This window comes from Bosea sp. ANAM02 (assembly GCF_011764485.1).
Taxonomy (GTDB): Bacteria; Pseudomonadota; Alphaproteobacteria; order Rhizobiales; family Beijerinckiaceae; genus Allobosea.
In genome coordinates this window covers 1,912,287-1,938,308 of sequence record NZ_AP022848.1, presented here as the reverse complement: position 1 = coordinate 1,938,308, position 26,022 = coordinate 1,912,287, and the positions used below count along the sequence as shown (strand labels likewise).

The window sequence follows — 26,022 nt, the reverse complement described above, 5'->3', positions numbered from 1 at the left end:
CGCAACGGAGACGCAATAACTCCTCGCTAACGATGATCTGCGCACGCTTCGGTTCATGCGGCAGCCCGAAGCGACCGGGCGTGCCGCAACGATGGATTGAGCGATGAAGAGCCTGACGATACGCCGCCGCATCCTGATCAGCTTCGCCGCCATCCTCGCGGTGATGTCCGCCATGGCGGGTGCCAGCTATCTCTGGTTCCTCCAGACCGAGCGGGAAGTGATCGAGGTCGAGACCAAGACGGTCCCGAGCCTCTACTACAGCGCGCAGTTGATGGCGCTTTGGGCAAACACGACCGGGCTGGCGCGCGAACATGCGCGGGCAGACAATCCCACCGCGAAAAAGCAGACGAGTGACGCAGTTCTGGCCAATCGCGGAAGGCTGCGCGAGCTGATCAAATCCTACGAGAGCGTGATCACGACGGAGACGGACCGACGCAACCACGCGCTGGCGGCGCAACTGCTCACCCAGTACGAGCGCGCCGAGGATGCCGTTCTCGCCATCGGGAAGGACGTGACCACGCCGTTGCCCGATCAATCCGCCGCCGTCCGCAACGATCTTGACCCGATCGCCGCAAAAATGCGCGACGCTCTGCGCGAGATGGTCGATTTCAACAAGGCCGAAGCCGACAATTCGACGCGTCAGATCGTTGGCATCGTTCGCTCTGCCGAGCTCGGTCTCGTCGTCTGTTTCGCGATCGCGCTCGCTCTGGCGATCCTCTGCGGCATCCTGCTGTTCCGGGCCGTCACGGTGCCGCTCGGCAAGCTGCTCGGCATCGTCGATCACATGCGGCGCGGCGATTTCAGCGAGCGCCTGACGCTAGCGCGGCGCGACGAGTTCAGCACGCTCGCCGACGGCGCCAACGCGATGGCCGACGACCTCGCCGCGCTGATCGGCCAGATCCAGAAGTCGAGCATCCAGGTCAACACCTCGATTACCGAGGTTGCCGCGACCTCGAAGGAACAGCAGGCGACGGCTAACGAGATCGCCGCTACCACGACCGAGATCGGCGCGACCGCGAAGGAGATCTCCGCCACCTCGAACGAACTCGCCCATACGATGGACGAGGTCTCGGCCGTCGCCGAGCAGACCGCGACGCTCGCCAATGGCGGGCAGGCCGGGCTCGCGCGCATGGAAAGCACGATGCGGCAGGTGATGGAGGCCGCCGGCGCGATCAACGCCAAGCTCGCGATCCTCAGCGAGAAGGCCGGCAACATCAACCAGGTCGTCACCACCATCACCAAGGTCGCCGACCAGACCAACCTGCTCTCGCTCAACGCCGCGATCGAGGCCGAGAAGGCCGGGCAATACGGCCGCGGCTTCGCCGTGGTCGCGACCGAGATCCGCCGCCTCGCCGACCAGACGGCCGTCTCGACCTACGATATCGAGCAGATGGTCAAGGACATCCAGTCGGCCGTCGCTGCCGGCGTGATGGGTATGGACAAGTTCTCGGAAGAGGTCCGTCGCGGCATGCAGGAGGTCCAGCAGGTCGGCGGGCAGCTCTCGGAGATCATCGAGCAGGTCCAGGGGCTGGTGCCGCGCTTCGAGGGCGCCAACGAAGGCATGCAGGCGCAGGCGACCGGCGCCGGCCAGATCAGCGAGGCCCTCTCCCAGCTCAGCGAGGCCGCGCAGCAGACGGTCGAATCGCTGCAGCAGTCGACGCTCGCCATCGACGAGCTCAACCAGGTCTCGAACGGGCTGCGCAGCTCGATCTCGCGCTTCAAGCTGCGGGCCTGATCTGAAAGGCGGAACGGAACCGCGAGATGCTGTTTCTGATGTTCCAGCTAGGGCAGGATCGCTACGTGCTCGATACCGGGCAGGTCGAGACCGTGCTGCCGCTGCTCGCGACCAAGCAATTGCCGGGTGCGCCCGTGGGCGTTGCAGGCGTGATCAGCTATCGCGGCCGGCCGGTGCCCGTCGTCGACCTCGCGCTTCTGGCGCTCGGGCGGCCGGCCGAGCCGCGCCTGAGCACCCGCATCATCCTGCTGCGCTATCCATCCGCCCCGGGCCATGACGATCTTCTCGGCCTGCTGGTCGAGCAGGCCGTCGAGACGATCGAGCGCGATCGGGCCGATTTCGCCGTATCCGGCGTCGAGGCCGGCCTGCCGCCCTATCTCGGGCCGGTCGCCAGCGACGAGCGCGGGCTGATCCAGTGGGTCCGGGGCGAAGCCCTGCTCACGCGCGAAATCCGCGAGATCCTGTTCCGTCAGCAAGCGGCCGAGTCGTGATGGACGAGGCCGCTCCGATCCGGGACTTCGAGAAGCTGCTCCGGGACACCATCGGCCTGAGCATGGAGACGGTCGGCGCCTCCGTCATCCGCCATGCCCTGAAGCGGCGCATGACCGCCTGCGCCATCCCCGACCTGCACGCCTACTGGGCCTTCGTGACGGGAAACCCGGCCGAGCGGCAGGAGCTGGTCGATGCCGTCATCGTGCCCGAGACCTGGTTCTTCCGCGATCGCGAGGCCTTCGGCGCGATGGTCCGCCATCTGCGCGAGAACCGGGTCGGCAACCGCCCGCTGAAACTGCTCAGCCTGCCCTGCTCGACCGGCGAGGAGCCCTATTCCATCGCGATGGCCCTGCTCGATGCCGGCTTCCCGGACGGCAGCTTCCAGATCGACGCGATCGATGTCAGCAGCCGCAACCTCGTCCATGCCCAGCGCGCGATCTACGGCAGGAACTCCTTCCGAGGCGCCGACATCGCCTTCCGCAACCGCTATTTCGAAGCAGCGGAAGGGGGATTCAGGCCGCATGATAGCGTCCGCCGGCAGGTCCGTTTCCGCCTCGGCAACGTGCTCGCAGCGGAGACGCAAGCCGGGCAGGACATTTACGATGTCGCCTTTTGCCGGAACCTGCTGATCTATTTCGATCGCGAAACGCAAGGCGCCGCTTTGGTCCGGCTCAGGCAGATGCTGGCCGATGACGGGCTGCTGCTGGTCGGCCCGGCCGAATCCGGCCTGCCGGCCCTGTGCGGCTTCGCCTCGGTGCGCTTCCCGCGCGCCTTCGCCTTCGTCAAGGCACGGGCCAAGCCAGCAAAGGCGGCCGAGCCGCCCGTCGCCCGAAAACCCAGGTCCGCTCCGGCGCAGACCGCCCTCCTGCCGCGGGCGCAGGTGGCATCGCGCCCTGCGCCGCGCCCCTTCGAGCGCAAGCCCGATCCCGCCCAGCCGTCGGCGCCCGCGCCGGACCGTGCGGCCGCGAGCCTCGCCGAGATCGAGCGCACCGCCGATGCCGGCCGGCTGACCGAGCTGCGTGCCGCCGCCGAGCGCCATATCGCCGAGTTCGGCCCGGCGCCCGATGCCTTCTACTGGCTGGGGCTTGCCCATGATGCCGCCGACGCCACCGAGGACGCGATGCGCAACTACCGCAAGGCGCTCTATCTCGCGCCGGACCATCAGCGGGCGCTCGCCCAGCTCCGGCTGCTCCAGCAGCGCCTGGGTGACCATAGCGGCGCCAAGGCCCTGGCCGACAGGCTCGACCGGCTGGCCAAGCGGAGCGGCACCTGATGTCCGCCGAAACCAACCCGATGACGAACGACGACATCGAGGAATGCTGGCGCGAGATCGGCGTCAGCGGCGACCGCTCCTGCCCGGAGCTGGACGAGCATCTGCACTGCCGCAACTGCCCGACCCATGCTGAGATCGCCCGCAAGCTGCTCGATCGTCCCCTGCCGCCGGGCTATCGCGACGCGTGGACGCGGCATTTCGCGAGACCAGATGACGAAGCGCCCGACGGCGAGGAGATCGACAGCGTCCTGATCTTCCGCATCGGCGAGGAATGGCTCGGCCTGCCGGCCGCGATCTGCCGCGAGATCGCCGAGCCGCGCCCGGTCCATTCCCTGCCGCATCGCCGCAGCGAGGCGGTGCGCGGCATCGTCAACGTTCGCGGTGAATTGCTGATCTGCGTCTCGCTGCCGGCCCTGCTCGGCATAGGCGGGACGGCCAGCTCCCGCGGCACCGATCGCATCGCCGTCTTCCCGCGCCTCGTCGTCACCGGCGAGGAGACGAAACACGTCGCCTTCGAGGTCGACGAGGTCCACGGCCTCCATGCCTATCGCGCCCATGAGCGCGGCGCGGTGCCGGCGACCGTCGGCCGCTCGGCGGCGAGCGTCGTCGCGACGATGATCCCGTGGAACGGCCGCGCGGTCGGCTGCCTCGATGCGACACGCCTGCTCGACCTGATCGACCGGAGCATCGCATGAGCGGCGAGGATCTCAGCGACCTCTCCATGCTCGACCTGTTCCGGGCCGAACTCGCGGCCCAGTCGCAGGCCTTCACGACCGGACTGCTCGCCCTCGAGCGCGACCCGGCCGCCGCCGCCCATCTCGAAGCCTGCATGCGCGCGGCCCATTCCCTGAAGGGGGCAGCCCGGATCATCGATCTCACGCCGGCCGTCCAGGTCGCGCACGAGATGGAGGAATGCCTCGTCGCCGCGCAGCACGGCAGTATCCGGCTGAACCGCAGGCATGTCGACGCGCTGCTCGCCGGCATCGATCTCCTCGCCACGATTTCCGCCGGATCGGACGAGCCGGAAGCGGAGATGAAGAGGCGGATCGCGGCTTTCACACAGACCTTGCGCAGCGCTTCCGAGGAAGCCGACACCGCCGCACCGGACACCCCTCAATACGATGCCGAGCCGGCCAGTGCAGAGCCCGTCATGCCAGTGGCCGCTCCGGCGATTGTCGCCGCCCCGGAAGCACCGTCCGCCGGAGACGGCGCAGCCGGCGAGTGCATGGTCAGGGTCACCGCCGACAGCCTGAACCGCCTGCTCGGCCTCGCTGGCGAGTCGCTGATGTCGGCGCGGCGGCTGCGCCCGTTCAACGACGGCTTGCTGCGGCTGCGGCGCATCCAGGCTGAACTCGCCAAGAGCTTCGAGGATCTGCGCGCCGCCATGCCGGTAGAGGCCGACAGCCGCGCGGCGCAGGCTCTGGTAGCCGCACAACTCAAGCTGGCCGAGGGCCAGGCGCTCCTCGCCCAACGCCTCGACGAGATGGACACCGTCGACCGGCGCGCGACCGATCTCGCCAACCGGCTCTATGACGAGACGCTGGCAAGCCGCATGCGCCCCTTCGAGGACGGCGTCCGGCATTTCCAGCGCAATGTCCGCGATATCGGCCGGGCGCTCGGCAAGACCGTGCGCCTCGACATCGTCGGCGGCGCCACCAGCATCGACCGCGACATCCTCGACCAGCTCGACGCGCCCCTCGGCCATCTCCTGCGCAATGCCGTCGATCACGGCATCGAGGCGCCCGAGCAGCGCCGCGCCGCCGGCAAGCCGGCCGAGGGCCTGATCCGGCTCGAGGCCCGGCACAATGCCGGCCTGCTCCAGATCATCGTCTCGGACGATGGCGGCGGCATCGATGTCGAGGCGCTCCGGCAGGCGACGCTGGCGCGCGGCCTCACCACGGCCGAGACGGTCTGGGACCTCAGCGAGGAGGAACTGCTCGAATTCCTCTTCCTGCCCGGCTTCTCGATGAAGGCGACGGTCAGCGACATCTCCGGCCGCGGCGTCGGCCTCGATGCCGTGCAGGCCATGGTCCGGCAGGTGCGCGGCCAGGTCACGATCGCGTCGGAGCCCGGTATCGGCACCCGCTTCCAGCTCCAGCTCCCGCTGACCCTGTCGGTGATCCGCGCGCTTCTCGTCGAGATCGACGGAGAGCCCTATGCCTTGCCGCTGACGGCGATCGCCCGCGCCTTGCGATTGCCGCGCGACACGATCGAATTGCTCGAGGGTCGCCCGCATTTCCGCCATGGCGAGCAGCAGGTCGGGCTCGTCACCGCCCACGAGATCCTCGGCCGGGGCGAAGCCGCAACGGACGAGGCCGAGCTGGCGACGGTCGTCGTCGGCGAGGGCGACAATCTCTATGCGCTGGTCGTCGACCGCTTCCTCGGCGAGCGCGAGCTCGTCGTCCGGCCGCTCGACCCGCGCCTCGCCAAGGTCAAGGATGTCAGCGCCGCCGCCCTGCTCGATGACGGCTCGCCGGTGCTGATCCTCGATGTCGATGACCTGATCCGCTCGATGGAGAAGCTGGTCTCCGGCGGGCGCCTGAGGACGCTGGAGCGCAGCGTGACACGCACCGGTCAGAAGCGCCGAAAGCGCGTCCTCGTCGTCGACGATTCGCTGACGGTGCGCGAGCTGGAGCGCAAGCTGCTCGACCATCACGGCTTCGAGGTCGAGGTCGCCGTCGACGGCATGGACGGCTGGAACGCCGTCCGCTCCGACGCTTTCGACCTTGTCGTCACCGATGTCGACATGCCGCGCATGGACGGCATCGAGTTCGTCACGCTGATCAAGCGCGACCCCGGCCTGCGCAACCTGCCGGTGATGATCGTCTCCTACAAGGACCGCGAGGAGGATCGCCGCCGAGGCCTCGACGCCGGCGCCGATTACTATTTGACCAAAGGGAGCTTCCACGACGAAACTTTGATCCATGCGGTCGTCGACCTGATCGGCGAGCCATGAATCAGAGCATGCGCTGTGGGGGCGTTTCATGAGGATCGGTCTGGTCAACGACCTGCCGATGGCGGTCGAGCTTTTGCGACGCGTCATCGCTTCGACGGCGGAGCACGAAACCGCCTGGATTGCCATGAACGGCCGCGAAGCGGTCGAGGCCTGCCGGCGCGACCGGCCCGACCTGATCCTGATGGACCTGAACATGCCGGAGATGGACGGCGTCGAGGCGACGCGCCGGATCATGGCCGAGACGCCCTGCCCGATCCTGCTGGTCACCGCCAGCGTCGATGCCAATGTCTCCGGCGTCTACGAGGCGATGGGCCATGGCGCGCTCGATGCGGTCGACATTCCCAGCGTCGGCCTCGGCGGCCACACCTCGACCCAGACGGCCGCCCTGCTGGCGCGGATCGCCACCATAGGCCGCCTGTCGCGCAGCCTGCCACCGGTCAATCCGAGCCGGCACCGCCCGCCGGCGCCCACCTCCCCCTCCCAGCGTCTCGTCGCGATCGGCGCCTCGGCCGGCGGCCCGGCGGCGGTGGCGACCCTGCTCGGCGGGCTGGCTCCCGATTTCCCGGCGCCGATCATCCTGGTCCAGCATCTCGACGCGCAGTTCGTGCCGGGCTTCGCGAGCTGGCTCTGCCAGCATTGCCGCCTGCCCGTCCGCCCGGCCCGCGAAGGCGATCGGCCGAAGCGCGGGACCGTCCTGATCGCCGCGAGCGACGATCACCTCGTTTTCAACGCCAGCGGGGAGCTCGGCTACCGGGCCGAGCCGCGCGATTATCCCTATCGCCCGTCGGTCGACGTGTTCTTCGAAAGCGTCGCGGAACGCTGGCAGGGAGACCCGGTCGGCGTCCTGCTGACGGGCATGGGCCGCGACGGCGCCCGTGGACTGAAGCTGCTGCGCGACAGGCCGTGTTTGACGATCGCGCAGGACAAGGCCACAAGCGCGGTTTACGGGATGCCCAAAGCCGCCGCCGCGATCGGCGCGGCAGCGGAGATCCTGCCGCTGGCCGCGATCGCTCCCCGCCTGACCGAGGCGTGCGCTCCGTCGTCGTGATGAAGGTTGCCCCATGACAGGCGAAACGAAATCTTCCCTGCCTGATGTCCCGGCGCCGGCCGACAGCTACCTGTCCATGGTCCTGCTGGTCGACGATCAGGTCATGGTCTGCGAGGCGGTGCGGCGCGCGCTCGCCCATCACGGCGATGTCGATTTCCACTACTGCACCGATCCGCTGGAGGCGATCAAGATCGCCCAGTGCGTCAAGCCGACCGTCATCCTGCAGGATCTCGTCATGCCCGGCGTCGACGGGCTCGACCTCGTCCGGCAATACCGCAAGCATCCGGCGCTCCATGCCGTTCCGGTCATCGTGCTCTCCACCAAGGAGGACCCGGCGACCAAGAGCGAGGCATTCCAGGCCGGCGCCAACGACTACCTGGTCAAGCTGCCCGACAAGATCGAGCTGATCGCCCGGGTGCGCTATCACACCCGCGCCTATCTCGATCATCTCCAGCGCGACGAGGCCTACCGCGCCTTGCGCGAGAGCCAGCGCGAACTCATGCGCGCGAATCTCGAGCTGGAGCGCCTGACCCGGATCGACGGCCTGACCGGACTGGGCAACCGCCGCTATTTCGACGAGTACCTCGCCGCCGAATGGAAGCGCTGCCAGCGCAGCCAGAGCCCGCTCTCGGTGCTGATGATCGATGTCGATCATTTCAAGCGCTATAACGACGCCTATGGCCATCTCGCCGGCGACGACGTGCTGAAGCAGATCGCCCATGTCGTCCAGGAAGGCTCGACCCGCTCGACCGATCTCGCCGCACGCTTCGGCGGCGAGGAGTTCGTGGTGATCCTGACCGGCGTCCCGCAGGAAGGCGCCAGCCATGTCGCCGAGCGCCTGGTGCAGGGCGTGCGCGACCTCAATATCGCTCATGGCGCCGATCGGGTGACGATCAGCGTCGGCGTCGCGACCGCCTGGCCCGATGCCGAAGGCGATCCCGCCCGGCTCGTCAATGCCGCCGACCTCGCCCTGTTCCGTGCCAAGAACGAAGGCCGCAACCGCCTGGTCTATGCGGAGCTTTCGCCCGATCGCTGAGCGATGACGTCGCAATGAAAGGCCGGCGACTGAGAGCCGGCCGCCCGGTCCTGCTTTACCGACATTCTGCGATTGCGGTCGCGCCGGCTTAACCAGAAATGGCATCGCACCGGCCGTTGGCCTATCATCGTGCCGCCTGAAGGTTTAATCACCTGCGGCCGGAGATGTGGTCCCGCATCGATGATCGAGATGCCGATGTTTGCTGAGATGACCGACTTCGTCGGCAAGATCCTGGACAAGATTTCGGCCACGAGTCTGGTGACGACCGGGCTGCTCCTGCTGACGGCGCTCGTCAGCGCGCTCGTCGCCTATCTCAGGACCACCAAGGAGCGCAGCTTCCGCGAATTCTTCGACTTCGTGTTCCCCCACGAGATCATCACGCATCCCTCGGCGAAGGCAGACCTGCTGTTCTGGGTCACGCGCAAGGCGATCATGCCCTTCCTCATGCTGCCCGCGGGGATCACCTTCGTCGTGGCGGTCGGCTATGCCACCAACCGGCTGCTGGCGGCGCTGTTCCAGATCGACCCTCCGCTGATCCCCGGCCCGGCCGGCCCCGTCACCACGGTGATCTTCACCGCGACGATGCTCCTCGCCTACGACATTTCCTATTATTTCTACCATGTCGCGCAGCACCGCTTCCCGATTCTGTGGGAGCTGCACAAGGTCCATCATTCCGCCGAGGTCATGGTCGGCATTACCAAGGACCGTGTCCATCCGCTGGACGAGCTGATGAACCGCGCCTGGGACGGCGTCATCCCAGGCATCTGCTTCGGCATCTGGTCGCTGGTCTCGCTCAATCTGGTCGAGCTCACCGTCTTCGGCATCAATGTCTATGTGATGCGCAACATCCTGATGATGGACTTCGTCCGGCACACGCATTTCAAGATCTCGTTCGGGCCGCTCAACAATGTCGTGCTCTGCCCGCACTGGCACCAGTTGCACCACAGCGTCGACCCGCGCCATTACGACAAGAATTTCGGGCTGCTGTTCTCGTTCTGGGACCGCTTCTTCGGGACGCTCTGCGTGCCGAAGCCCGATGAGGACTTCAAATTCGGGCTGATGGAGCGCAATGTCCGCGACTACCAGTCGCTCTCCGGTCTCTATCTCATGCCGCTCAGGCGGATGTGGCACCAGATCAGGCTGCGCCTGCGCCCGCGGGCCAGGCGGGAGACTGCCCCGGAGATCGAGGAAACCCGGTCGTGACGCTCCGGAAGCGGCTCGCTGCGACAGGCGGTCGGGAAATCGAGATCGTCACCGCCTATCAGGAGTTCGCCGCGCTCGCCCCGGCCTGGGATGTGCTGTGGCAGCGCGCCGACGGCCTCGTCTTCCAGAGCCATGCCTGGATCGATGCCTGGTGGCGCACCGCGACACGCCGCGAAGACCGCGATCTCGTGATCGGCCTGGTCTGGAACGGCGCCACGCTCGAAGCTGCTCTGCCCTTCGCCACGCTTCGCCGGCGCGGCGTGACCGTTCTGGAATGGGCCGCCAAGGAGCATAGCGACTATGGTGATGCGCTGCTCGCCCCGGACCGCAACCGCGACGCCGTCGCCGCGCTGTGGTGGGAGATCGCCGCGACCGGCCGCTTCGACATGCTCTATCTCAACCGGCTCCTGCCGGACGCCGCGATCCGGAGCCTCATCGCCCCGGACGTCGCGGCCGGCACCTTGCGGCCGAACCATCGCAGCGAAATCAGCTATCGCGTCGCCGGCCCTTGGCAGCGCGGGACGGACTGGTTCGAGGCGCAGTCGAAAAAGACCCGGCAGAACTACCGGCGCGGCCGGAAATTCATGGAGGAGGCCGGCGAGCTCCGCTTTCGACTGATGGGGCCGGACGAGCCGCTGGAGCCGGTGCTCGCCCGCGTCGCCGCCCTGAAGCGCGCATGGCTGGAGCGGCATGGCCGCGCCTCCGACCTGTTCGACGAAGGCGCGCCGGCGCTCGCCGCACTGGTCGCGGTGATGCGTCGCCTCGGCATCCTCCATGTCTTCGTGCTGGAACTGGCCGGCACGATCGTCGCCGTCTCGATCAATGTCGTGCAGCGCCGGCGGATGATGGCTTTCATCACCACCTACGACCCGGAATTCGAGCGTGCCTCGCCCGGCATGGTCCTGATGATGGACTATATCCAGTGGTCGATCGACCAGGGGCTGGAGATGGTCGACTTCATGTGCGGCGGCGAGGATTTCAAGCGGCGCTTCGCCACGGAATCCGAGAGGCTGGATTCGGTGACCGGCGCGCGCACGCTGGTCGGCCGGCTCGCCATGCTGGCCGACAACGCCGGCCACGCCTTCAGGAACTGGCGAGCGCGGCCGCAGGCTTCCGGCGCGCCAGCGGATTCCGCCGAACCATCGCCGAGCCATCGATGAATTCGAAGCCGCCCGCGCTGTTCAGGCTGTGCAGGCGACGGCCGGGCCAAAGCGGCCCCCCGGCCTCGATGATGCTCTCGACCTCCTGCGCGAAGCCGTCGCCGTCGAGCTGCGTGACCCGGGCGATGCCGAGCGCCTTGCCATAGCCCAGACGGCAATCCTGCACCGGACGCAGCAACTGCCCGTCGCGGATGATCATCTCCCCGGCCGGGCGCGCCGAGGCGATATCGATCAGCACGGGATTGCGCGGATGGGGCGTCCAGGGACCGCGAAAATCCGGTGCCGACCACAGATGCAGCGCATCCGAGAACGATCCGCCACCATCCCGCACCGTCGCGAACAGCCACCACAGGCCGTCGCGCTCGATGAGCGTGGCATCGCTTGCGGTGACGCCGTCGATCAGGGCGACCTCCTTCACCCAGCCGCCTGGAAAGGCGGTGGCTCGGAACAGGTCGACCCGCCCCGCGCTGCAGCTTTCCGGGATCATCCAGACTTCGCCGTCCCGTGCGAAGACGAAGGGATAGGACAGGTGGCCCGGTTGCTCGAGGACGGGTTCGGGGGTGCCCAAGGGGCCATCCGGCCCGAATTCGACCGCCGAGACGATGCCCTTGCCGGTCGCGTGGACGAAATCCTCGACGAAGAGTGTGAGACGGCCCTCATGCAGGATCGGGAACGGATCGGCATAGAAGCGGGTGCCGTCATCCGGCAGATCGGTCCAGCCGCCATCGGGATGACGTTTCAACGAGAACAGATCCGGACCGTCGAGCCTGCGCCAACCGACCCGCCAGTGCGGCGCGTGGAAACAGCTCCGATAGACCAGTTCGATCGCCTTCGAGACACCCGCCTTGACGACGGTCTGCGCCATGCCCCCCTGCGCCGCAGGAGCCACCGCCTGCTCGATCTCGGTCGGCGGCAGGGCAGGAACGCGCAGTCTGACACCGGATACCGCGGCCACGATCAACGTCACGAGGCGGCTGAGGACGTCGTCCAGTGTCGCCAGGAGAATACGGCCATATTCCGTTCCCGGCCGACCGGCAGAGATCAGCGCACCGCCTGCCCTCAGCTCGACCAGAGGCATCCGTCCGGACAGCAGGGCGGCAACGAGTGCGCCCTCCCCCACCTCGCCGTCGACATGCAGGAGCCAGCGGCGCTCCGATGCGCCTGCAGCCCCGTCTCCGAGGTCGAGCACCAGATCGGGATCGGGATCAACTCCCGGGCGGTGGGTCGGAACGGTCAGCTCCGTCCGCGACGCCCTGGCGAACAGGCCATCGGAGCGCAGGTTATGAAGCAGGCCCTCGACACGGAACAGCGGCCCGAGCCCGCTCTGATCCGGAGGGTCGACCTCCGGCAGCGAGACCGACAGTTCGATGTCGGCAACGCTCCGCAGGCGATCGATCAGGAGGAGATGCCATCGCCGCAGCGGCGACGCATCGATGTTCAACGTCAGTCGCATGCCCCACCTAACGCCGCTGCGCGCATCGGGCGATCCGCGAGCGGGCCGCAACCTGCCATAGCAGGATTTCGATTTCGTTAGCCGTGCTGCCGCAGTGCATGGGCTGTCGAGCGGGGCTTGTTAAGAAGTCGATGGCATGGTCGCCACCGGTGCCGCAGCCCGAAAGAGTCGCGGCATCGGCGTTGTTGCGTAGGTAGAGTAGAGGAATGGCCAGCCTGGCTGCAAGCGATCATCGGCAGGAGGAAGCGGTGCAGCCGGCTCCTCGGGAAAGCTATCGCCGGCGTCAGGATGGCGCCGTCGAGATTTCCGAGCTCTGGCGCATCCTCTGGCACCGCCGTTTCATGATACTGGCCATGGCCGGCCTGTTCGCTGGCCTGGCACTGGCCTATGGCGTGCTGACCGCGCCACTTTACACTGCTTCGGCCCAGCTCCTCATCGACCCGCGTGATCGCAACGTCGTCAGCAACGACGTCAATCCGAGCTCCGTGTCCCCGGATGGCGGGCTGGCGCAGGTCGAGAGCCAGGCCAGCGTCATCCAGTCGACCAGCGTGCTGATGCGCGCGATCCGCGAGACCAAACTCGCGGAGGACAGTGAATTCAACGGCCTGGGCCTGCTCTCGCGCCTGCTCGGCCGGGTCGCCGCCGATCCGCCCAATGCCGATGGCAGCCTGACGCCGGCGGAGGCGCGCACCCTCGCCAATCTGCGCCGCAAGTTCTCGGTCCGGCGCGCCGACAAGGTCTTCGTCGTCGACGTCGTGGTGACGACGAAGGAGGCGGAGAAATCCGCCAGGCTCGCCAACGCCATCGCGGAAGCCTATCTCGCCGACCAGGCCGATGCCCGCAGCAAGGCGGCGACCGAGGCAGCCGACTCCTTGACCGCCCGGCTCGACGAGCAGCGCAAGCGCGTCGAGAAGGCAGAGAACGCCGTCGAGCGCTATCGCGCCCAGAACAATCTCGTCGCCTCCTCCGGCCGCCTGATCAGCGACCAGCAGCTCGGCGAGATCAGCAACCAGCTCTCCGCCGCCCAGGCCCGGACGGCCGCGCTCAAGTCGCAGGTCGAGCAGATCGCCCAGCAGCGCCGCGGCGGCGCCGGCCTCGCCGGCAGTTCGGCCGAGGCGATCCAGTCGCCGGTGATCGCCAAGCTGCGAGAGCAGGAGGCGACGCTCGTGCAGCGCGAGGCCGACCTGCAAAGCCAGCTCGGCCCGCGCCATCCCGCGATCGGCGCGGCCCAGAGCCAGCTCGTCACCATCCGCCGGATGATCGCGACCGAGATCGCCCGGGTCGAGCAATCCGTGCGCACCGATTACGAGCGCGCGCAGGGCAACGAGAAACTGCTCGCCGGCAAGCTGGAAGCGCTGACCCGGCAGACGCAAGGCGCCGACCAGGCTTCGGTGCGGCTGCGCGAGCTGCAGCGCGACCTGGAGGCCGCCCGGACCGTCTATGCCAGTTTCCTCCTGCGCGCCCAGGAAACCCGCGAGCAGGCCAGTCTCGACACCACCAATGCCCGTGTCATCAGCCGGGCGCAGCCGCCGCAGCAATCGAGCTGGCCGCCGACGCTGCCGCTGATCGCCGCCGCCGGGATGCTCGGTCTCGGGCTCGGTGCCGGCCTCGCGCTGATCCGCGAATATGCCGCGCCCCATCTCATCTCCCGCGCCCAGGCCGAGGCATTGGTCGGCGCGCCGGTCATCGCCGTGCTGCGTCCCGGCAGGCCGGCAGCGAGGCGACGCTGGCGCCTGCGCAAGACAGCGCCCGCATCGACCGAAGCGAGGAACGAGGCCGGCTTCGCGCTGCTGCGCCTGTTCAACGCGCCGGACAACGCGGCCACCGCCGCCCGCAGCCTGCTCCTGACGTCGGTCGAGGGCGATGCCGCCGATCGCGAGCGCGTCACCGATCTGCTCGCGGAAGCCGCGGTCCAGCAGGGCGAACGCGTGCTGCTGATCGATGCCGATCTGGAGAAGGAACCCGAGGAAGCCGGCCCCGGCCTGATGGATCTGCTCCGCGGCGAAAGCAGCCTGGAGGCGGCGATCCATTTCGGCGCCAGCAAGGACGTGGCGATGATGTCGGGCGGGCGCCGCAAGGCCCCGCCGCAGAAGGGCGTGGGCCGCAGCTTCGCGACGCGGATGCTGGCCGATGCCAGCCGGCATTTCGATCTCGTCGTGATGGATGGCGGCTCGCTCGGCCGCAATGTCAGGATCGCGCCGCTGGTCGGGATGGCCGAGGAGATCGTGCTGGTCGCACGGCTCTACGGGACGCGCCAGAACGACATCGTCCAGGCCATGGAGGCCGCGCGGATCATGGGCCGCACGATCACGGCGACGATCCTCGTCGAGTCCGGCGGGCACGGCTGATGCCCGCCGCCCCCGGCGCAGCCGCAGGGCTCCGCGCGGCACCGGGCTGGGCCCGGCTCGACGGCCTGAGCCGGATCGGCGTCCTCGCCGCAGTGCTCGTGCTGTTCTGCGTCTCCGGCGGCATGCTCTGGATCGTCGGCTACAATTACGACGGCCTCACCGGCTCGGCCGCGAGCAAGATCCATCCTTCGACCTACCTGATCGTGCTGGCCTTCTGCTGGAGCATCGTCGCCAGCGGCGATCCGGTGAGCCGCAGCATCCATCTCGCCAGCGTCCGGCCGGCGACACTGCTGATGCTGCTCGTCACCATCGCCGTCATCATCGTGACCATCCTGCGCGGCGGTGCCGGCATCGGCGGCATGGTCGACACCTACGTCGCTTCCTGCCTGCTGGTCTTCCTGCTCGCCGATGCCGACGACGAGACCATGGCGACGCTGACCACGATGCTGCATGTCGTGATGACCGTGAACGCCCTGCTCGCGCTCGCCGAATTCGTCACCCAGATCCGGCTCTTTCCCTATCGCTTCGACGGGATCGCCTTCGAGACCGACACGCGCTCGGCCGCGCTGCACGGCCATCCGCTGGCCAATGCCATGATCACCGCCTGTTATCTGATGGCGCTGATCAGCGGCGCACGGCCGCTCTCGCCGACCATGCGGGGCACGCTGATCGCGCTGCAGAGCGCCGCGCTCGTCGTTTTCGGGGGCAGGACGGCGCTGCTCGTCTCGCTCGCGTTCGGCCTTTGCTATGGCATCGTGATGCTGTTCGCCTCGCTGCGCGGCGGGCGGGTCTCGCTGGTCGCGGCCGCGATCGCCTGCGTGCTGGCGGCTGCGGTCCCCGTCGCGATCGGCGGGCTCGCGGTGCTCGGCTTCTTCGACGATCTCGCCACGCGCTTCGTCTCGGACGGCGGCAGCGCCAATGCCCGCAAGGAGATGCTCGACCTGCTCGGCATGTTCTCGCTGGGAGACCTCGTCTTCGGCCCGGACAACGACCTGGTCGACACGCTCAGGCGCGTCAACGGGCTGGAATGGGGCATCGAGAACCCCTTCATCCGCATGATCCTGTACCAGGGCGCGATCGTCACGGCCCTGGTGACCGTGGCCTTCGGCCTGTTCATGTACGAGTTAGCGCGGATCGGGCGGGCCGGCGGCGTCTGGCTGCCGATGGTCGTCTGGATCATCCTGCTGAACGGATCGGAGAGCATCGCGACGAAGACGAACCTGCCCGCCAAGTTCGCGATCGTCGTGTTCTGCCTCTACCGGCCCGAGCGCTCGACCGGGACTGCGCCGCTCAGGCCGGCATCCGCAACCCGAGCGCCTCGATCATGGCCGGATCGAGCCGCCGGCTGACATCGTCGACCAGCAGCCCCAGGACGTCGAACAGGTTCCAGAAGGCCCAGGGAAAGCCCATCGCCTCGGCGCTCAGGCGGACATCGCGGACATAGCGCGCCCGGTCGGCAGGAGCGGCCGCGGCGATCCCCGCCCCCGTCCGGACGGCGCCGAATTCGCCCATCAGGATGCGGCCGGGCGCGACGCCCTCGCGCTGCGCCCAGGCGCCGACCTGTCCCAGATAGCCTTCGATGAAGGGGCGGTCCGGCCGGGCGTCGAAATACTCCCTCAGCACCCGCTCGGTCTCGCGATAGGTGGCCGCTCCCCGGCCCGATGCCGGCTGGCCGAGCACGGCCATGCGCGCACGCACCGCCGCCAGCGTCGCCTCCAGCGAGCCGTGCGAAGCCGGCCAGGGCACGCCGTTGAGCGCGGGATAGAACGGCTCGCTCATCCATTTCGCGCCCTGATGCGAGAACAGATAGGGCTCGTAGAAATGGAAGGTGAACAGCAGTGGCTCGAAGGCCGCGAGCGCCTTCGCCTTCAGCGGCCCGAGCCCCGCGATCATGCTGCCGCAGGCCCCCGTCGCGACCAGGGTGAGGTCGGGAGCAGCGCTGCGCGCAGCAGCCAGCATGCGCTTCTGGACGCGCTCCCATTCGGCGTCGCCGCAGGCCTGGAACGGCTCGTTGACCGGTTCGAGTGCGACCCGGCCCGGCACCAGCCGGCCGAGCCGCCGCGCCAGTTCCGCGATGACAGCGAGATAGGCGGGAAATCCAGGCGCCGCCTCGCTGCCGAACAGATAGGCCGGATTCCAGTGATGCGTCGCCGCATTGCCATGGAGATTGAGGACGACCGCCAGATCCTGCCCGAGCGCCAGCGCGACCGCCGCCATGACCTGATCGAGCAGGAGCGCCCGTTCGCGCGGCGCCGCGGCGACGATCGGGCCGGGATCGACGGGAATGCGCACGAAATCGAAGCCCGCCCGCCGCAATTGCGCGAGATCGCGCGACATCGGTATCTGCCGGTCGAGCTGGAAGGGCGGCCAGTCATAGTCGGTCCGCGGCGCCGGAAATTCGCGCGTCAGCGAGAACCAGGGCCAGAGATTGATTCCGCGCCGAAGCGTGAGGGGCGGCGCTGCCCGCGCCCGCCCTGCACCCAGAAGCGCCGCCCCGGCCGCTCCAGCGAGAACGGCGCGGCGGCTGACGCTCATCCGGAGCTCTTGTCCGCCAGCTTGCCGGAGGTCATCTGCGGCACGGCGGCCCGGTCCATCAAGGCCAGTGCCTCGCGCTCGTATTGTTCGAGCACGGCCTGCCACTGGAAATCCTTCTCCGCCCGCGCCAGCGCTGCCGTCTTCAGTCGCTCGACCAGGGCATCGTCGCCGATCAGCCTGTCGATCGCCTCGGAACAGCTTGCTTCATCATTGAAGAACAGCCCTGCATCGCCGGCCGTCCAGCGATTATACGGATTGTCATGCGCGATGACCGGGTTGCCCGCCCAAAGCGCCTCGACCAGCGACGGGTTGGTGCCCCCGACCGTATGGCCGTGCAGATAGGCGCGCGCATGAAATCGCAAGGCCTGCACGATGCTCGCGTCGTAGATCGCGCCCGGCGTCAGCACCTCCGGCCCGGCAGCAGCCATGACCTGTCGATGATACGCGTTCTCGTCCGAGAACGTGCCGAGCACCACGAGCTTCATGCCGCGCGGCTTGCGCGAGAAAGCCTCGACCAGCGTCAGGATCGAGTTGTCGGGCTCGATCCGGGCGATCGAGACGAGATAGCGGCCGCTTTCGAGACCGAGCCTGGCAAGTGGCGCCACGGGGGCGGAGCGGACCGGCACGCCGCCATAGGGGATCATCGCCGTGGCCGCGCGCGGACGGCGGGTCGCCAGATGGTCGGCGATGATCGGGTGATCCGCCACGAGCCGATTCGACGACCAGGCAGCGATCCACTCGTTGACCCAGAACCAGGCGCGGACCGGAAGGGGCCATTTCGGCCGGCGCCATTCGATTCCGTCCATATTGGTCAGGACCTTGCGACCGGCAAGGCGCAGCCAGGGCAGGAAGACGGCGCCGTTATAGCCCAGCACGAGGCTGACCCCCTGGCGCCGAGCCGCATCCCGCGCGCAGTGCCAGTCGAATTCGAGCGTCGCGCGCGGTCCCTCCGAAGCGACCTGCGTGCGGATCAGCTCGATACCGCGCCACATCTCGCTGCGAAAGCGCTGCGTGATCGTCGAAACTTCGTCCTGGCAATAGACGCCGACGCGCCAGCCGCGCGCGACCAGAAAGAGCGCCAGCTTCTCGGCAAAGGTCTCGAAACCGCCATGTGCTGCCGGGATTCCTCGCGTTCCGAGGATAAGCAGGGTGGGAGGGGTAGCCATTTTCAAACTGTCCAGATCGGCTCGCACATCATGGCGAGCGAAGCGTCGCAGTTTCATTATGCCTTGAATTTCCATGATTTATCCCCCTTTCATCCGGAATGGTTAGGACCTGCTTTCCCGAATTCCGGACTCGTTCGGCCGGGACGAGGACGGCCTGGAACGGAAATGGATCGTGACGCTGCGCATCGCCTGCATTCACCAGGGCTACGAGCTCTACGGCTCCGACAGGAGTTTCGCCGAGAGCGTCGCGGCACTGCGCCAGGCCTATCCGTCGGCCGATATCGAGGTGGTGCTGCCGCGTGACGGGCCGATTCGCGGACTGCTCGAAGCCAATGCCAGCAGGATCGTGATCGAGCCGCTCTGGGTGCTCAGGCGCAAGGACCTGCCCCGGCTGGTCGCGACCGCGCCGGTGGTCCTGCCCCTCGCCGTGCTCCGGGCCGCACAGCGTCTCAGGCGATGCGACCTAGTCTACATCAACACCTCGGTCATCGTCGATCACGTCCTCGCGGCCCGGTTCTTTCCGGGCAAGGCGCTCCAGCACATCCACGAGATTCCCGAAGGCGCGACGCGCAGGCTGCTGCGCCGGCTCGTCCTCTGGGGCCGCGCCCGGCTGATCTTCAACTCCCGGGCGACGCAAGAGGCTTTCGAGGCTCCGCCCGGCCACCTCGCCGACGTGATCTATAACGGCGTCGCCGGCCCGGCCGACTGGGCGCCGACCGACTATGACGGCAAGCGCTCCCTGCGCGTGCTGATGCTCGGCCGGATCAACCGGATCAAGGGCCAGGAGATCCTGCTCGCGGCGCTGGCTTCCCTGCCGCCGGAAATCCGCGACCGGATCGAGACCCGCATCGTCGGCAGCGCCTTCGAGGATCCCGGCCTCGAAATTGCCTTGCGCGAAGCCGTGACCAGCGCCGGCCTCGCTTCCCATGTCAGCGTCGAGCCCTTCCTCGACGATCCCACGCCGCTCTATCGCTGGGCGGATGTCGTGACGGTGCCGTCGCGCCGGCCGGAATCGCTCGGCCGCGTCGCGATCGAGGCGATGGCGTTCGGCCGCCCTCCGCTCGCCTCCGCCATCGGCGGCCTGCGCGAGGTGGTGGCGGACGGCGTTACCGGCCGCCTGCTACCGCCGGGCGATGCCGAGGCGCTGGCCCAGGCCCTGGCCGGGATCGTCGGCAACCCCGACGTCCTCGCGCCGATGGCCCGGGCGGGGCGCGAGCGCTTCGCCGCGCTGTTCAGCGAGCAGGCCGTGGCGCGGGCCATCGCCGCCGTCGCCGGCGACATGCTGCGCCAGAGCCCGGCCCGGTTGCCATGAATCTCCAGGCCATCCGCCAGATCGTCACGCGGCTCGTCGTCATGGTCGGCGGCGAGGCGATGCAGAGCGCCTTCCATCTCGGCCTCAACATCGCCCTGCTGCATTCGGTGGCGGCGCGCGACTACGGCATCTTCGCGCTGGTGATGGTCGTCGGCGGCCTCGGCCTGACCTATATCCGCGCCTTCACGGCCCTGCCCGCCAGCATCGCGATCGCCCAGAGCCGCAGCCCCGATGCGGCCGGCGCCTACGAGGTCAGCTTCGGCTCTGCCGCCATGCTGCTGTCGATCCTGCTCGGCCTCGTCGTCACCGGCGTCCTCAGTTTCTGGCTGGACGAGGGCGCCTTCTTCGGCGGCGCCTTCATCGGCCTGTGGGCGATGCGGGCACATGTGCGCACGGTCTTCTTCGCGCGCAATCGCCAGATGCTGGTCAGCACGAGCGACCTCACCTTCACCCTGAGTGGCGCCGCCGGCACGGCCTGGGTGATCTGGGACGGCACCCATATCCTCCAGCATACCTTCGCCGTGATGATGGCGGCGAATGCGCTCGGCATCGCGGTGATGCTGATCTTCGGGCGCCGCCGCCCGATCCGTATCACCTTCGGCCGGCATCTCTGGCGGCGCTACCGGAGGCTCTGGCGCGACCTGAGATGGTCGGTGCTGAGCGTGACGATCACCAACCTGCAGGGCCAGGGCATGGCGCTGATGGTCGCGGCCATGGCCGGCCCGGCAGCTTACGCTCCGATCGCAGCCGCCCTGGTCAATTTCGTGCCGCTGCGCATCGTCTCGACCGCCTTCGCCAACATGATGCATCCCGAGCTCTCGAAACTCATGGCGCATCGCGACTTCGTAGAGGTCGGGCAGCGGCTGCGGCGCTGGCCCCTGCCCCTGGCCTGCCTCGGCATCCTCTACGGCATCGTCGTCCTGATCGCCCTGCCCTTCATCGAGCCGGACAGCCTGGAAGGCACGCGCTTCTTCAAGATATCTGTGCTGGCCTGGGTGATGAGCAGCCTGCCGATGCTCTATGTCATGCCGCGCATCTGGCTGGAGATCGCGCAGGATTATCGCTCGATCGCCATCCTTTCGGCCATCGCCGCCGCGGCCGGCCTGCTCGTCGTCTTCGTCCTGCTGCTGACGGTCCCGCCATCCTGGGCACTGCTCGGCGGCGCGCTCTCCGAGATCATCGTGCTGATCGGCTCCTGGGCGATCGTTAGGCCGCGACAGCGAGCGGCCGAAGAGGCCGGCAGCCTGCGCTGACGCGGGCGCGCCGATGGCTAGCATAGGCAATATCTATTTGCCTGCGCCGCCCCCGGCCTGAAATCCTGTGATGGACGGTCCGCCCGCAATCGCGACGCGAACACGTCGTTTCATTGCCCCGCAGCAGCTCCCGCCAGGCCCGGCGGAGAGGAGACCGTCATGCCCAGCCTCGACACGGCCCGTATCGACATCGAGCGCTTCTGGTCCACGATCGAGCGCTCGGCCGAGATCGGCCCGGGCCGGCCGGGCGGCCTCTCGCGGCTCGCCCTCTCCGATGCCGACAAGCAGATCCGCGACACCTTCGTCGGCTGGTGCCGCGAGGCCGGGCTCGATGTGCGTGTCGACGGCATCGGCAACATCTTCGCCCGTCGCGCCGGCACCGATGACAGCCTGCCGCCGGTGGTGATGGGCAGCCATCTCGACACCCAGATCAATGGCGGCCGCTTCGACGGCATCGCCGGCGTGCTCGGCGGGCTCGAAGTCTGCCGCACGCTCGATGCGCTCGGCCATCGCACGCGCCGGCCGATCGAGATCGTCAACTGGACCAACGAGGAAGGCGCGCGCTTCTCGCCGCCGATGGTCGGCTCCGGCTGCTTCGTCGGCGCCTATACGCTGGACTGGGCGCAAGGGCGCACCGACGAGGATGGCCGCACGATCGGCCAGGAGCTGGAGCGCATCGGCTATCGCGGCGAGATGGAAGCGGCACCGCACGCCTTCGACGCCTATGTCGAGTTCCATATCGAGCAAGGCTATTATCTCGACCGCGACGGCATGCAGGTCGGGGTCGTCACCGGCGGCTTTCCCAGCACCGGCATGCTCGTCGAGTTCAAGGGTGAGACCGCCCATACCGGCCCCTGGCCGATGGAACGCCGCCGCAACGCCCTGCTCGCCGGCGCCCGCCTGCTGGTCGAGACCGACGAGATCGGCTGGGCCTATGCCGCCGGCGGCGGCAAGGCGACGGCCGCGCGCCTCGCCGCCTGGCCGAACAAGCCGGGCATCCTCTCCGACTGGGCGCAGGCCGTCTGTGACGTCCGCCATCCCGATCCCGAAACCTCGGAGGTCATGGCCGAGCGCGTGCGCCGCGCCGTCGGCGAATCCGCCGCCCGCGCCGGCTGCACCGCCGAGATCCTCGATATCTGGAAATGGGGCGGCAGGATCTTCGCGCAGGAGCTGATCGACAGCGTCCGCCAGACCTCGCTGGCTCTGGGCTACCGCACGCAGGACATCCTCAGCCAGGCCGGGCACGACGCCTATTTCGTCGCGCGCCACGCTCCGACGACGATGATCTTCGCGCCCTGCAAGGGCGGCATCACCCATAACAATGCCGAACTCTGCACCAAGGACGATCTCGAACCCGGCCTCAACGTGCTGCTTCACACCGTCATGGCGCGGGCGGATCGCTGAGAGACGACGTCAGAATTCCCAAACCCTCATCCTGACCGGAACCTCCAGCCCTCATCCTGAGGAGCGCTCGGAGAGCGCGTCTCGAAGGATGCTTCAGGAGGCTCCGGAACCATCTGGAGCCTCCTTCGAGACGGCCCTGCGGGCCTCGTCAGGATGAGGGCTCGAAGTATTTCCAGCCGGGCACTCAAGATGAGGGTTGATTGTCCAGACGGCCACTGAGGAGCGCCTCGGCGGCCTCGGCCGCCGGCTCCTCCTCGGTCGCACTGAGCCGCTGCTCGAACAGCCGCAGGAAGGCCTCTTCCGCGGCGCTGAGCTGCATGGCCGGGTTGGAGATGAAATAGAGATCGGCGCCGAGCAGATCCTCGGGCCGCGCCAGGTTCCATAGGGAACGGCCCTCCAGCGCCTCGGCCACCGAGGCCAGCGGCAGGATGCCGATGCCGAGCCCGGCCGCGATCATCCTTGTGACCTCTTCGAGATTGGGGCTGGAGCCGACGACCCGGCTGCCGAGCCCCGCCCCTTCCCTGACCGAGACCATCGGTTCCAGCGCGCCGTCCTGTCCGCAGGCGAGCGCGACGAAGGGCTCGTCGCGCAGGTCCGCCAATGGCACGTCCGAGAGCCCGAAGAGCGGATGCCCGCGCCCGCACAGGATGCCGAATTCCTCGCGCAGCAGCGACCGGCAGTCGAGCCCGGCCAACGGCTTGGCGAGTAGGCAGAAGCCGAACGGGCTGAGCTTCTGCGAGACCGCGCGGACGATGTCCTGGCTGTTGGCGACGTCGATCCGCACGCTGACGCCGGGATGCTTGCGGTTGAGCAGCGTCAGTGTCCGGTCGAGCGGCGGCAGCACGACATGGGTCACGACGAGCAGGCGCACGAGCCCGGTCAGGTCGTCATGATCCTCCGACAGCCGGTCGCCGATGCGCGCCACGCTGCGATAGATGTCGACGCATTCCTTGTAGAGCAGCTCGCCCCGCTTGGTCAGGACGAAGCGGCGGCTGTCGCGCTGGATGAGCTGGCCGCCCAGCGTCTCCTCCAGCCGCTGCAGGGCCGCACTCACCGTGGGCTGGCGCACGAGCAGACGGTCGGCCGCCCGCGTGATGCTGCGCTCCTCGACGATGACGAGAAAGGTATGCAGCAGGTTCCAGTTGAGATGGTGCAGCTTCGGCTTCGTTCCGCTCAAGCGCGTGTCTCTCTTTCCTTGGTGATCCCTGCCCTTATGCAAGCCCGCTGCCGTGGCAAGCCTATGCTTAGCATAGGAACTGTCTATTGGACCCGGTTTCCCGGCTTCCTTAGGTTCGGCAGAACGCGACATCCTCCAGCGCAAGGGCGACCATGACAGCGACCGGATCATCGGCCGAAGCCTCGATCGCACAGCGCGCCGCGCTCTTCCGCGAGATCGAGACCGCGACGCTCGGCCATATCCTGACCGAGGGTTTCATGATCCCGGCGATCCAGTGCGTCATCGAGGGCCCGCGCGTCTGCGGCCCGGCCTTCACCGTCAGCGTACCGCCCGATGACGGCGCTGTGCTCTCCTGCGCCCTGACGCAGGCGAAGCCCGGCGACATCCTCGTCATCGACCGCCAGGGCGACGATCGCCATGCCTGCTGGGGCGCGGTGATGACCGCAGCCGCGCAGGCTGCCGGCATCGTCGGCGTCGTCATCGACGGCTTCGTCACCGATGTCGCCGCGATCCGGGCCTCGGGCCTGCCGGTCTGGTGCCGCGGCCGCTCGCCCCTGACGACGAAGCTCCTCGGCAAGGGCGGCACGATCGGCGACACCGTTCGGTGCGGCGGCGCGACGGTGCGCCCCGGCGACCTCGTCCTCGCCGACGAGAACGGCGTCTGCGTCATCGATCCGGCCGAGGCCGAGGCGTTGGCCCGCACCTGCGCAGCCATGCAGGCGGCCGAGCCCGATGTCATCGCGCGCGTCCTCCGGGGCGAGCGCATCGACGAGATCAACGGCGCGCGAAAGCTGCTCGAACAATCGCGCGTTTCATAGGCGCTGGCCGCAGAATCGCCCATAGAGGCGCGCTTCGGCCGGATGGATCACTCCGAAAAACACAGGGGAACAGACCGATGAAGATTTTGGGAACGACCGCGCTGGCCGGCGCGCTTCTGGCCGCCTCCTTCGCCTTCGCACCGGCGCCGGCCATGGCCGGCAAGGCCGACGACACGCTCAACGCCGCCTTCGCGCTCGAGCCGGAAGCGCTCGACACCTACAAGATCGCCGGCCGCGAGGGCCTGATCCTCGCCCGCCACATCTATGACGGCCTGCTCTACAAGGACCTCGACACCGGCGAGATCAAGCCGGCGCTCGCCAAAGCCTGGCGCTTCGTCGATCCGATGACGATGGAATTCGACCTGCGCGAGGGCGTGACCTTCCATAACGGCGCGAAGTTCACCGCCGACGATGTGGTCTACACGCTGACCACCGTGCTCGACCCTGCTTATGGCACGCGCTTCCGCATCGCCATCGACTGGATCGACAAGGTCGAGAAGGTCTCGGACTTCAAGGTGCGCATCAAGATGGCGAAGCCCTTCGCCGGTGCGGTCGAGATGCTCGCCGATGCGTTGCCGATCTACCCGGCCGCCTATTTCAAGGAGGTCGGCTCGGCCGGCATGGCGGCCAAGCCCGTCGGTACCGGCCCCTACAAGCTGACCGAGATGACGCCCGGCATCCGCTACGCCTTCGAGCGCTTCGACGGCCATTATGCCGGCAGCCCGAAGGGCAAGCCCGCGATCGGCAAGATCGTCGTGCGCACCATCCCCGAGCTCAACACCCAGTTCGCCGAGCTGATGGCCGGCAAGCTCGACTGGACATGGCGCATCCCGCCGGACCAGGCCGCGCGCCTCGCCAGCCGCGTGCAGATCGTCAACGGCCCGATCATGCGCATCTCCTATATCGGCATGACCGTGACCGGGAAGGGCAAGGACTACCCGACCAAGAACCTGAAGGTCCGCCAGGCGATCAACCACGCCGTCAACCGCGAGGCCATCGTCAAGGCCTTCGCCGGCGGCGCCTCGCAGGTGCTGAACTCGGCCTGCAACCCCAAGCAGTTCGGCTGCGCGCAGGACGTGACGAAATACGCCTATGACCCGGCCAAGGCCAAGGCGCTGCTGGCGGAAGCCGGCTTCGCCAACGGCGTCGACATCGAGATGGTCTTCGCCGCCATGCCGCGCCCGGTCGCCGAGGCGATCGCCAGCGATCTCGGCAAGGTCGGCATCCGCGTGACGCTGAACGAGCAGCAATACGCAGCCGGCGTGCAGAAATGGCGCGCGGGCGAGCTGCCGGCCTTCTTCACCAACTGGGGCAGCTACGGCACGGGCGACGTCGCCTTCATCATCTCCAACTTCTTCGGCGGCGGCGCCGACGACCTCGTCCAGGACAAGGAAGTCATGGAGCTGGTCAATGCGGCCGATACCTCGCAGGATCGCGCGCTGCGCGAGGCGAACTACGCCAAGGCGCTGAAGAAGATCGCCGATCAGGCCTATTGGCTGCCGATGTACGACTTCAACATCAATTACGGCCTGTCCAAGGACCTGACCTTCAAGCCCCATCCGGACGAGTTCGCCCGCTGGTGGCTGTCGAGCTGGAAGTAACGGCCTCGCGCCTATCGCCACGCCGCTTCCGGTCCATCGCCGGTAGCGGCGC

Annotated in this window: 20 protein-coding genes; 16 read left to right on the top strand and 4 right to left on the bottom strand. The window is 68.1% G+C overall.

Going from position 1 to position 26,022, the window contains the following annotated elements:
• The first annotated feature begins 103 nt into the window (after positions 1–103).
• The 9 genes from OCUBac02_RS09330 to OCUBac02_RS09290 all read left to right on the top strand — a co-directional run bounded on the left by OCUBac02_RS09330 (position 104) and on the right by OCUBac02_RS09290 (position 10,903).
• Positions 104–1,735, top strand: a complete 1,632-nt coding sequence (locus tag OCUBac02_RS09330) for a methyl-accepting chemotaxis protein (RefSeq protein WP_173045147.1) — start codon at positions 104–106, stop codon at positions 1,733–1,735.
• A gap of 26 nt (positions 1,736–1,761) precedes the next feature.
• Positions 1,762–2,226: a chemotaxis protein CheW gene (locus tag OCUBac02_RS09325; RefSeq protein ID WP_173045145.1), complete on the top strand. Its 465-nt coding sequence runs from the start codon at positions 1,762–1,764 to the stop codon at positions 2,224–2,226.
• Positions 2,226–3,500 carry a CheR family methyltransferase gene (locus tag OCUBac02_RS09320; protein ID WP_173045143.1) on the top strand — a complete coding sequence of 425 codons (1,275 nt, stop codon included), beginning with the start codon at positions 2,226–2,228 and terminating at the stop codon, positions 3,498–3,500. Before OCUBac02_RS09325 ends, OCUBac02_RS09320 begins: the two co-directional genes overlap by 1 nt.
• Positions 3,500–4,195, top strand: a complete 696-nt coding sequence (locus tag OCUBac02_RS09315; RefSeq protein ID WP_173045141.1) for a chemotaxis protein CheW — start codon at positions 3,500–3,502, stop codon at positions 4,193–4,195. Before OCUBac02_RS09320 ends, OCUBac02_RS09315 begins: the two co-directional genes overlap by 1 nt.
• Positions 4,192–6,456 carry a hybrid sensor histidine kinase/response regulator gene (locus OCUBac02_RS09310; RefSeq protein WP_173045139.1) on the top strand — a complete coding sequence of 755 codons (2,265 nt, stop codon included), beginning with the start codon at positions 4,192–4,194 and terminating at the stop codon, positions 6,454–6,456. The genes OCUBac02_RS09315 and OCUBac02_RS09310 overlap by 4 nt, the downstream gene beginning before the upstream one ends.
• 28 nt (positions 6,457–6,484) lie before the next feature.
• Positions 6,485–7,504 carry a chemotaxis response regulator protein-glutamate methylesterase gene (gene cheB, locus OCUBac02_RS09305; RefSeq protein WP_173045137.1) on the top strand — a complete coding sequence of 340 codons (1,020 nt, stop codon included), beginning with the start codon at positions 6,485–6,487 and terminating at the stop codon, positions 7,502–7,504.
• A gap of 13 nt (positions 7,505–7,517) precedes the next feature.
• Positions 7,518–8,540, top strand: a complete 1,023-nt coding sequence (locus OCUBac02_RS09300; protein WP_047576950.1) for a GGDEF domain-containing response regulator — start codon at positions 7,518–7,520, stop codon at positions 8,538–8,540.
• A 189-nt stretch (positions 8,541–8,729) separates the two neighbouring features.
• Positions 8,730–9,743, top strand: a complete 1,014-nt coding sequence (locus OCUBac02_RS09295; protein ID WP_465247767.1) for a sterol desaturase family protein — start codon at positions 8,730–8,732, stop codon at positions 9,741–9,743.
• A complete protein-coding gene (locus tag OCUBac02_RS09290; RefSeq protein WP_173045135.1) occupies positions 9,740–10,903 on the top strand; it encodes a GNAT family N-acetyltransferase in 1,164 nt (387 codons plus the stop codon). The genes OCUBac02_RS09295 and OCUBac02_RS09290 overlap by 4 nt, the downstream gene beginning before the upstream one ends.
• On the opposite strand, the gene OCUBac02_RS09285 is transcribed toward OCUBac02_RS09290, so the two are convergent.
• Positions 10,827–12,356 (bottom strand): glucosamine inositolphosphorylceramide transferase family protein, encoded by a 1,530-nt coding sequence (locus OCUBac02_RS09285; protein ID WP_173045133.1) that lies wholly within the window; start codon positions 12,354–12,356, stop codon positions 10,827–10,829. The two genes, OCUBac02_RS09290 and OCUBac02_RS09285, sit on opposite strands and share 77 nt — an antisense overlap.
• 206 nt (positions 12,357–12,562) lie before the next feature.
• Between OCUBac02_RS09285 and OCUBac02_RS09280 the strand changes: the two genes are divergently transcribed.
• Positions 12,563–14,704 (top strand): GumC family protein, encoded by a 2,142-nt coding sequence (locus OCUBac02_RS09280; RefSeq protein WP_173045132.1) that lies wholly within the window; start codon positions 12,563–12,565, stop codon positions 14,702–14,704.
• Positions 14,704–16,053 carry a VpsF family polysaccharide biosynthesis protein gene (locus tag OCUBac02_RS09275; RefSeq protein WP_197933324.1) on the top strand — a complete coding sequence of 450 codons (1,350 nt, stop codon included), beginning with the start codon at positions 14,704–14,706 and terminating at the stop codon, positions 16,051–16,053. Before OCUBac02_RS09280 ends, OCUBac02_RS09275 begins: the two co-directional genes overlap by 1 nt.
• Here OCUBac02_RS09275 and OCUBac02_RS09270 read toward each other — a convergent pair.
• Together OCUBac02_RS09270 and OCUBac02_RS09265 are read right to left on the bottom strand one after the other, a co-directional pair.
• Positions 15,995–17,239 (bottom strand): glycoside hydrolase family 5 protein, encoded by a 1,245-nt coding sequence (locus tag OCUBac02_RS09270; RefSeq protein WP_173045130.1) that lies wholly within the window; start codon positions 17,237–17,239, stop codon positions 15,995–15,997. The genes OCUBac02_RS09275 and OCUBac02_RS09270 overlap by 59 nt on opposite strands.
• The gene (locus tag OCUBac02_RS09265; RefSeq protein WP_173045128.1) at positions 17,236–18,405 is read right to left on the bottom strand and encodes a DUF1972 domain-containing protein; all 1,170 of its coding nucleotides are present in this window, start codon (positions 18,403–18,405) and stop codon (positions 17,236–17,238) included. Before OCUBac02_RS09265 ends, OCUBac02_RS09270 begins: the two co-directional genes overlap by 4 nt.
• A 172-nt stretch (positions 18,406–18,577) precedes the next feature.
• Here OCUBac02_RS09265 and OCUBac02_RS09260 point away from each other — a divergent pair, with 172 nt between their 5' ends.
• The 3 genes from OCUBac02_RS09260 to OCUBac02_RS09250 all read left to right on the top strand — a co-directional run bounded on the left by OCUBac02_RS09260 (position 18,578) and on the right by OCUBac02_RS09250 (position 22,374).
• The gene (locus tag OCUBac02_RS09260; protein ID WP_244639143.1) at positions 18,578–19,717 is read left to right on the top strand and encodes a glycosyltransferase family 4 protein; all 1,140 of its coding nucleotides are present in this window, start codon (positions 18,578–18,580) and stop codon (positions 19,715–19,717) included.
• On the top strand, positions 19,714–20,970 hold the full coding sequence (locus OCUBac02_RS09255; protein WP_052232667.1) for a hypothetical protein: 1,257 nt from the start codon (positions 19,714–19,716) through the stop codon (positions 20,968–20,970). The genes OCUBac02_RS09260 and OCUBac02_RS09255 overlap by 4 nt, the downstream gene beginning before the upstream one ends.
• Before the next feature lie 159 nt (positions 20,971–21,129).
• Positions 21,130–22,374, top strand: coding sequence for a Zn-dependent hydrolase (locus OCUBac02_RS09250; protein WP_173045126.1), 1,245 nt, complete (start codon positions 21,130–21,132; stop codon positions 22,372–22,374).
• Between the two features lie 184 nt (positions 22,375–22,558).
• Here the strand turns inward: OCUBac02_RS09250 and OCUBac02_RS09245 are convergent, their stop codons facing one another.
• The gene (locus OCUBac02_RS09245) at positions 22,559–23,551 is read right to left on the bottom strand and encodes a LysR family transcriptional regulator (protein ID WP_173045124.1); all 993 of its coding nucleotides are present in this window, start codon (positions 23,549–23,551) and stop codon (positions 22,559–22,561) included.
• A gap of 152 nt (positions 23,552–23,703) precedes the next feature.
• Here OCUBac02_RS09245 and OCUBac02_RS09240 point away from each other — a divergent pair, with 152 nt between their 5' ends.
• On the top strand, positions 23,704–24,369 hold the full coding sequence (locus OCUBac02_RS09240; protein WP_173045122.1) for an RraA family protein: 666 nt from the start codon (positions 23,704–23,706) through the stop codon (positions 24,367–24,369).
• 77 nt (positions 24,370–24,446) lie between these two features.
• Positions 24,447–25,970: an ABC transporter substrate-binding protein gene (locus OCUBac02_RS09235; protein WP_173045120.1), complete on the top strand. Its 1,524-nt coding sequence runs from the start codon at positions 24,447–24,449 to the stop codon at positions 25,968–25,970.
• Positions 25,971–26,022: the final 52 nt, after the last annotated feature.

Coding starts and splice junctions, on each gene's coding strand:
- OCUBac02_RS09330 (WP_173045147.1), top strand. CDS start 104: ATGAAGAGCCTGACGATACGCCGCCGCATCCTGATCAGCTTCGCCGCC.
- OCUBac02_RS09310 (WP_173045139.1), top strand. CDS start 4,192: ATGAGCGGCGAGGATCTCAGCGACCTCTCCATGCTCGACCTGTTCCGG.
- OCUBac02_RS09270 (WP_173045130.1), bottom strand. CDS start 17,239: ATGAGCGTCAGCCGCCGCGCCGTTCTCGCTGGAGCGGCCGGGGCGGCG.
- OCUBac02_RS09325 (WP_173045145.1), top strand. CDS start 1,762: ATGCTGTTTCTGATGTTCCAGCTAGGGCAGGATCGCTACGTGCTCGAT.
- OCUBac02_RS09250 (WP_173045126.1), top strand. CDS start 21,130: ATGCCCAGCCTCGACACGGCCCGTATCGACATCGAGCGCTTCTGGTCC.
- OCUBac02_RS09300 (WP_047576950.1), top strand. CDS start 7,518: ATGACAGGCGAAACGAAATCTTCCCTGCCTGATGTCCCGGCGCCGGCC.
- OCUBac02_RS09320 (WP_173045143.1), top strand. CDS start 2,226: ATGGACGAGGCCGCTCCGATCCGGGACTTCGAGAAGCTGCTCCGGGAC.
- OCUBac02_RS09235 (WP_173045120.1), top strand. CDS start 24,447: ATGAAGATTTTGGGAACGACCGCGCTGGCCGGCGCGCTTCTGGCCGCC.
- cheB (WP_173045137.1), top strand. CDS start 6,485: ATGAGGATCGGTCTGGTCAACGACCTGCCGATGGCGGTCGAGCTTTTG.
- OCUBac02_RS09280 (WP_173045132.1), top strand. CDS start 12,563: ATGGCCAGCCTGGCTGCAAGCGATCATCGGCAGGAGGAAGCGGTGCAG.
- OCUBac02_RS09285 (WP_173045133.1), bottom strand. CDS start 12,356: ATGCGACTGACGTTGAACATCGATGCGTCGCCGCTGCGGCGATGGCAT.
- OCUBac02_RS09295 (WP_465247767.1), top strand. CDS start 8,730: ATGCCGATGTTTGCTGAGATGACCGACTTCGTCGGCAAGATCCTGGAC.
- OCUBac02_RS09275 (WP_197933324.1), top strand. CDS start 14,704: ATGCCCGCCGCCCCCGGCGCAGCCGCAGGGCTCCGCGCGGCACCGGGC.
- OCUBac02_RS09255 (WP_052232667.1), top strand. CDS start 19,714: ATGAATCTCCAGGCCATCCGCCAGATCGTCACGCGGCTCGTCGTCATG.
- OCUBac02_RS09315 (WP_173045141.1), top strand. CDS start 3,500: ATGTCCGCCGAAACCAACCCGATGACGAACGACGACATCGAGGAATGC.
- OCUBac02_RS09265 (WP_173045128.1), bottom strand. CDS start 18,405: ATGGCTACCCCTCCCACCCTGCTTATCCTCGGAACGCGAGGAATCCCG.
- OCUBac02_RS09240 (WP_173045122.1), top strand. CDS start 23,704: ATGACAGCGACCGGATCATCGGCCGAAGCCTCGATCGCACAGCGCGCC.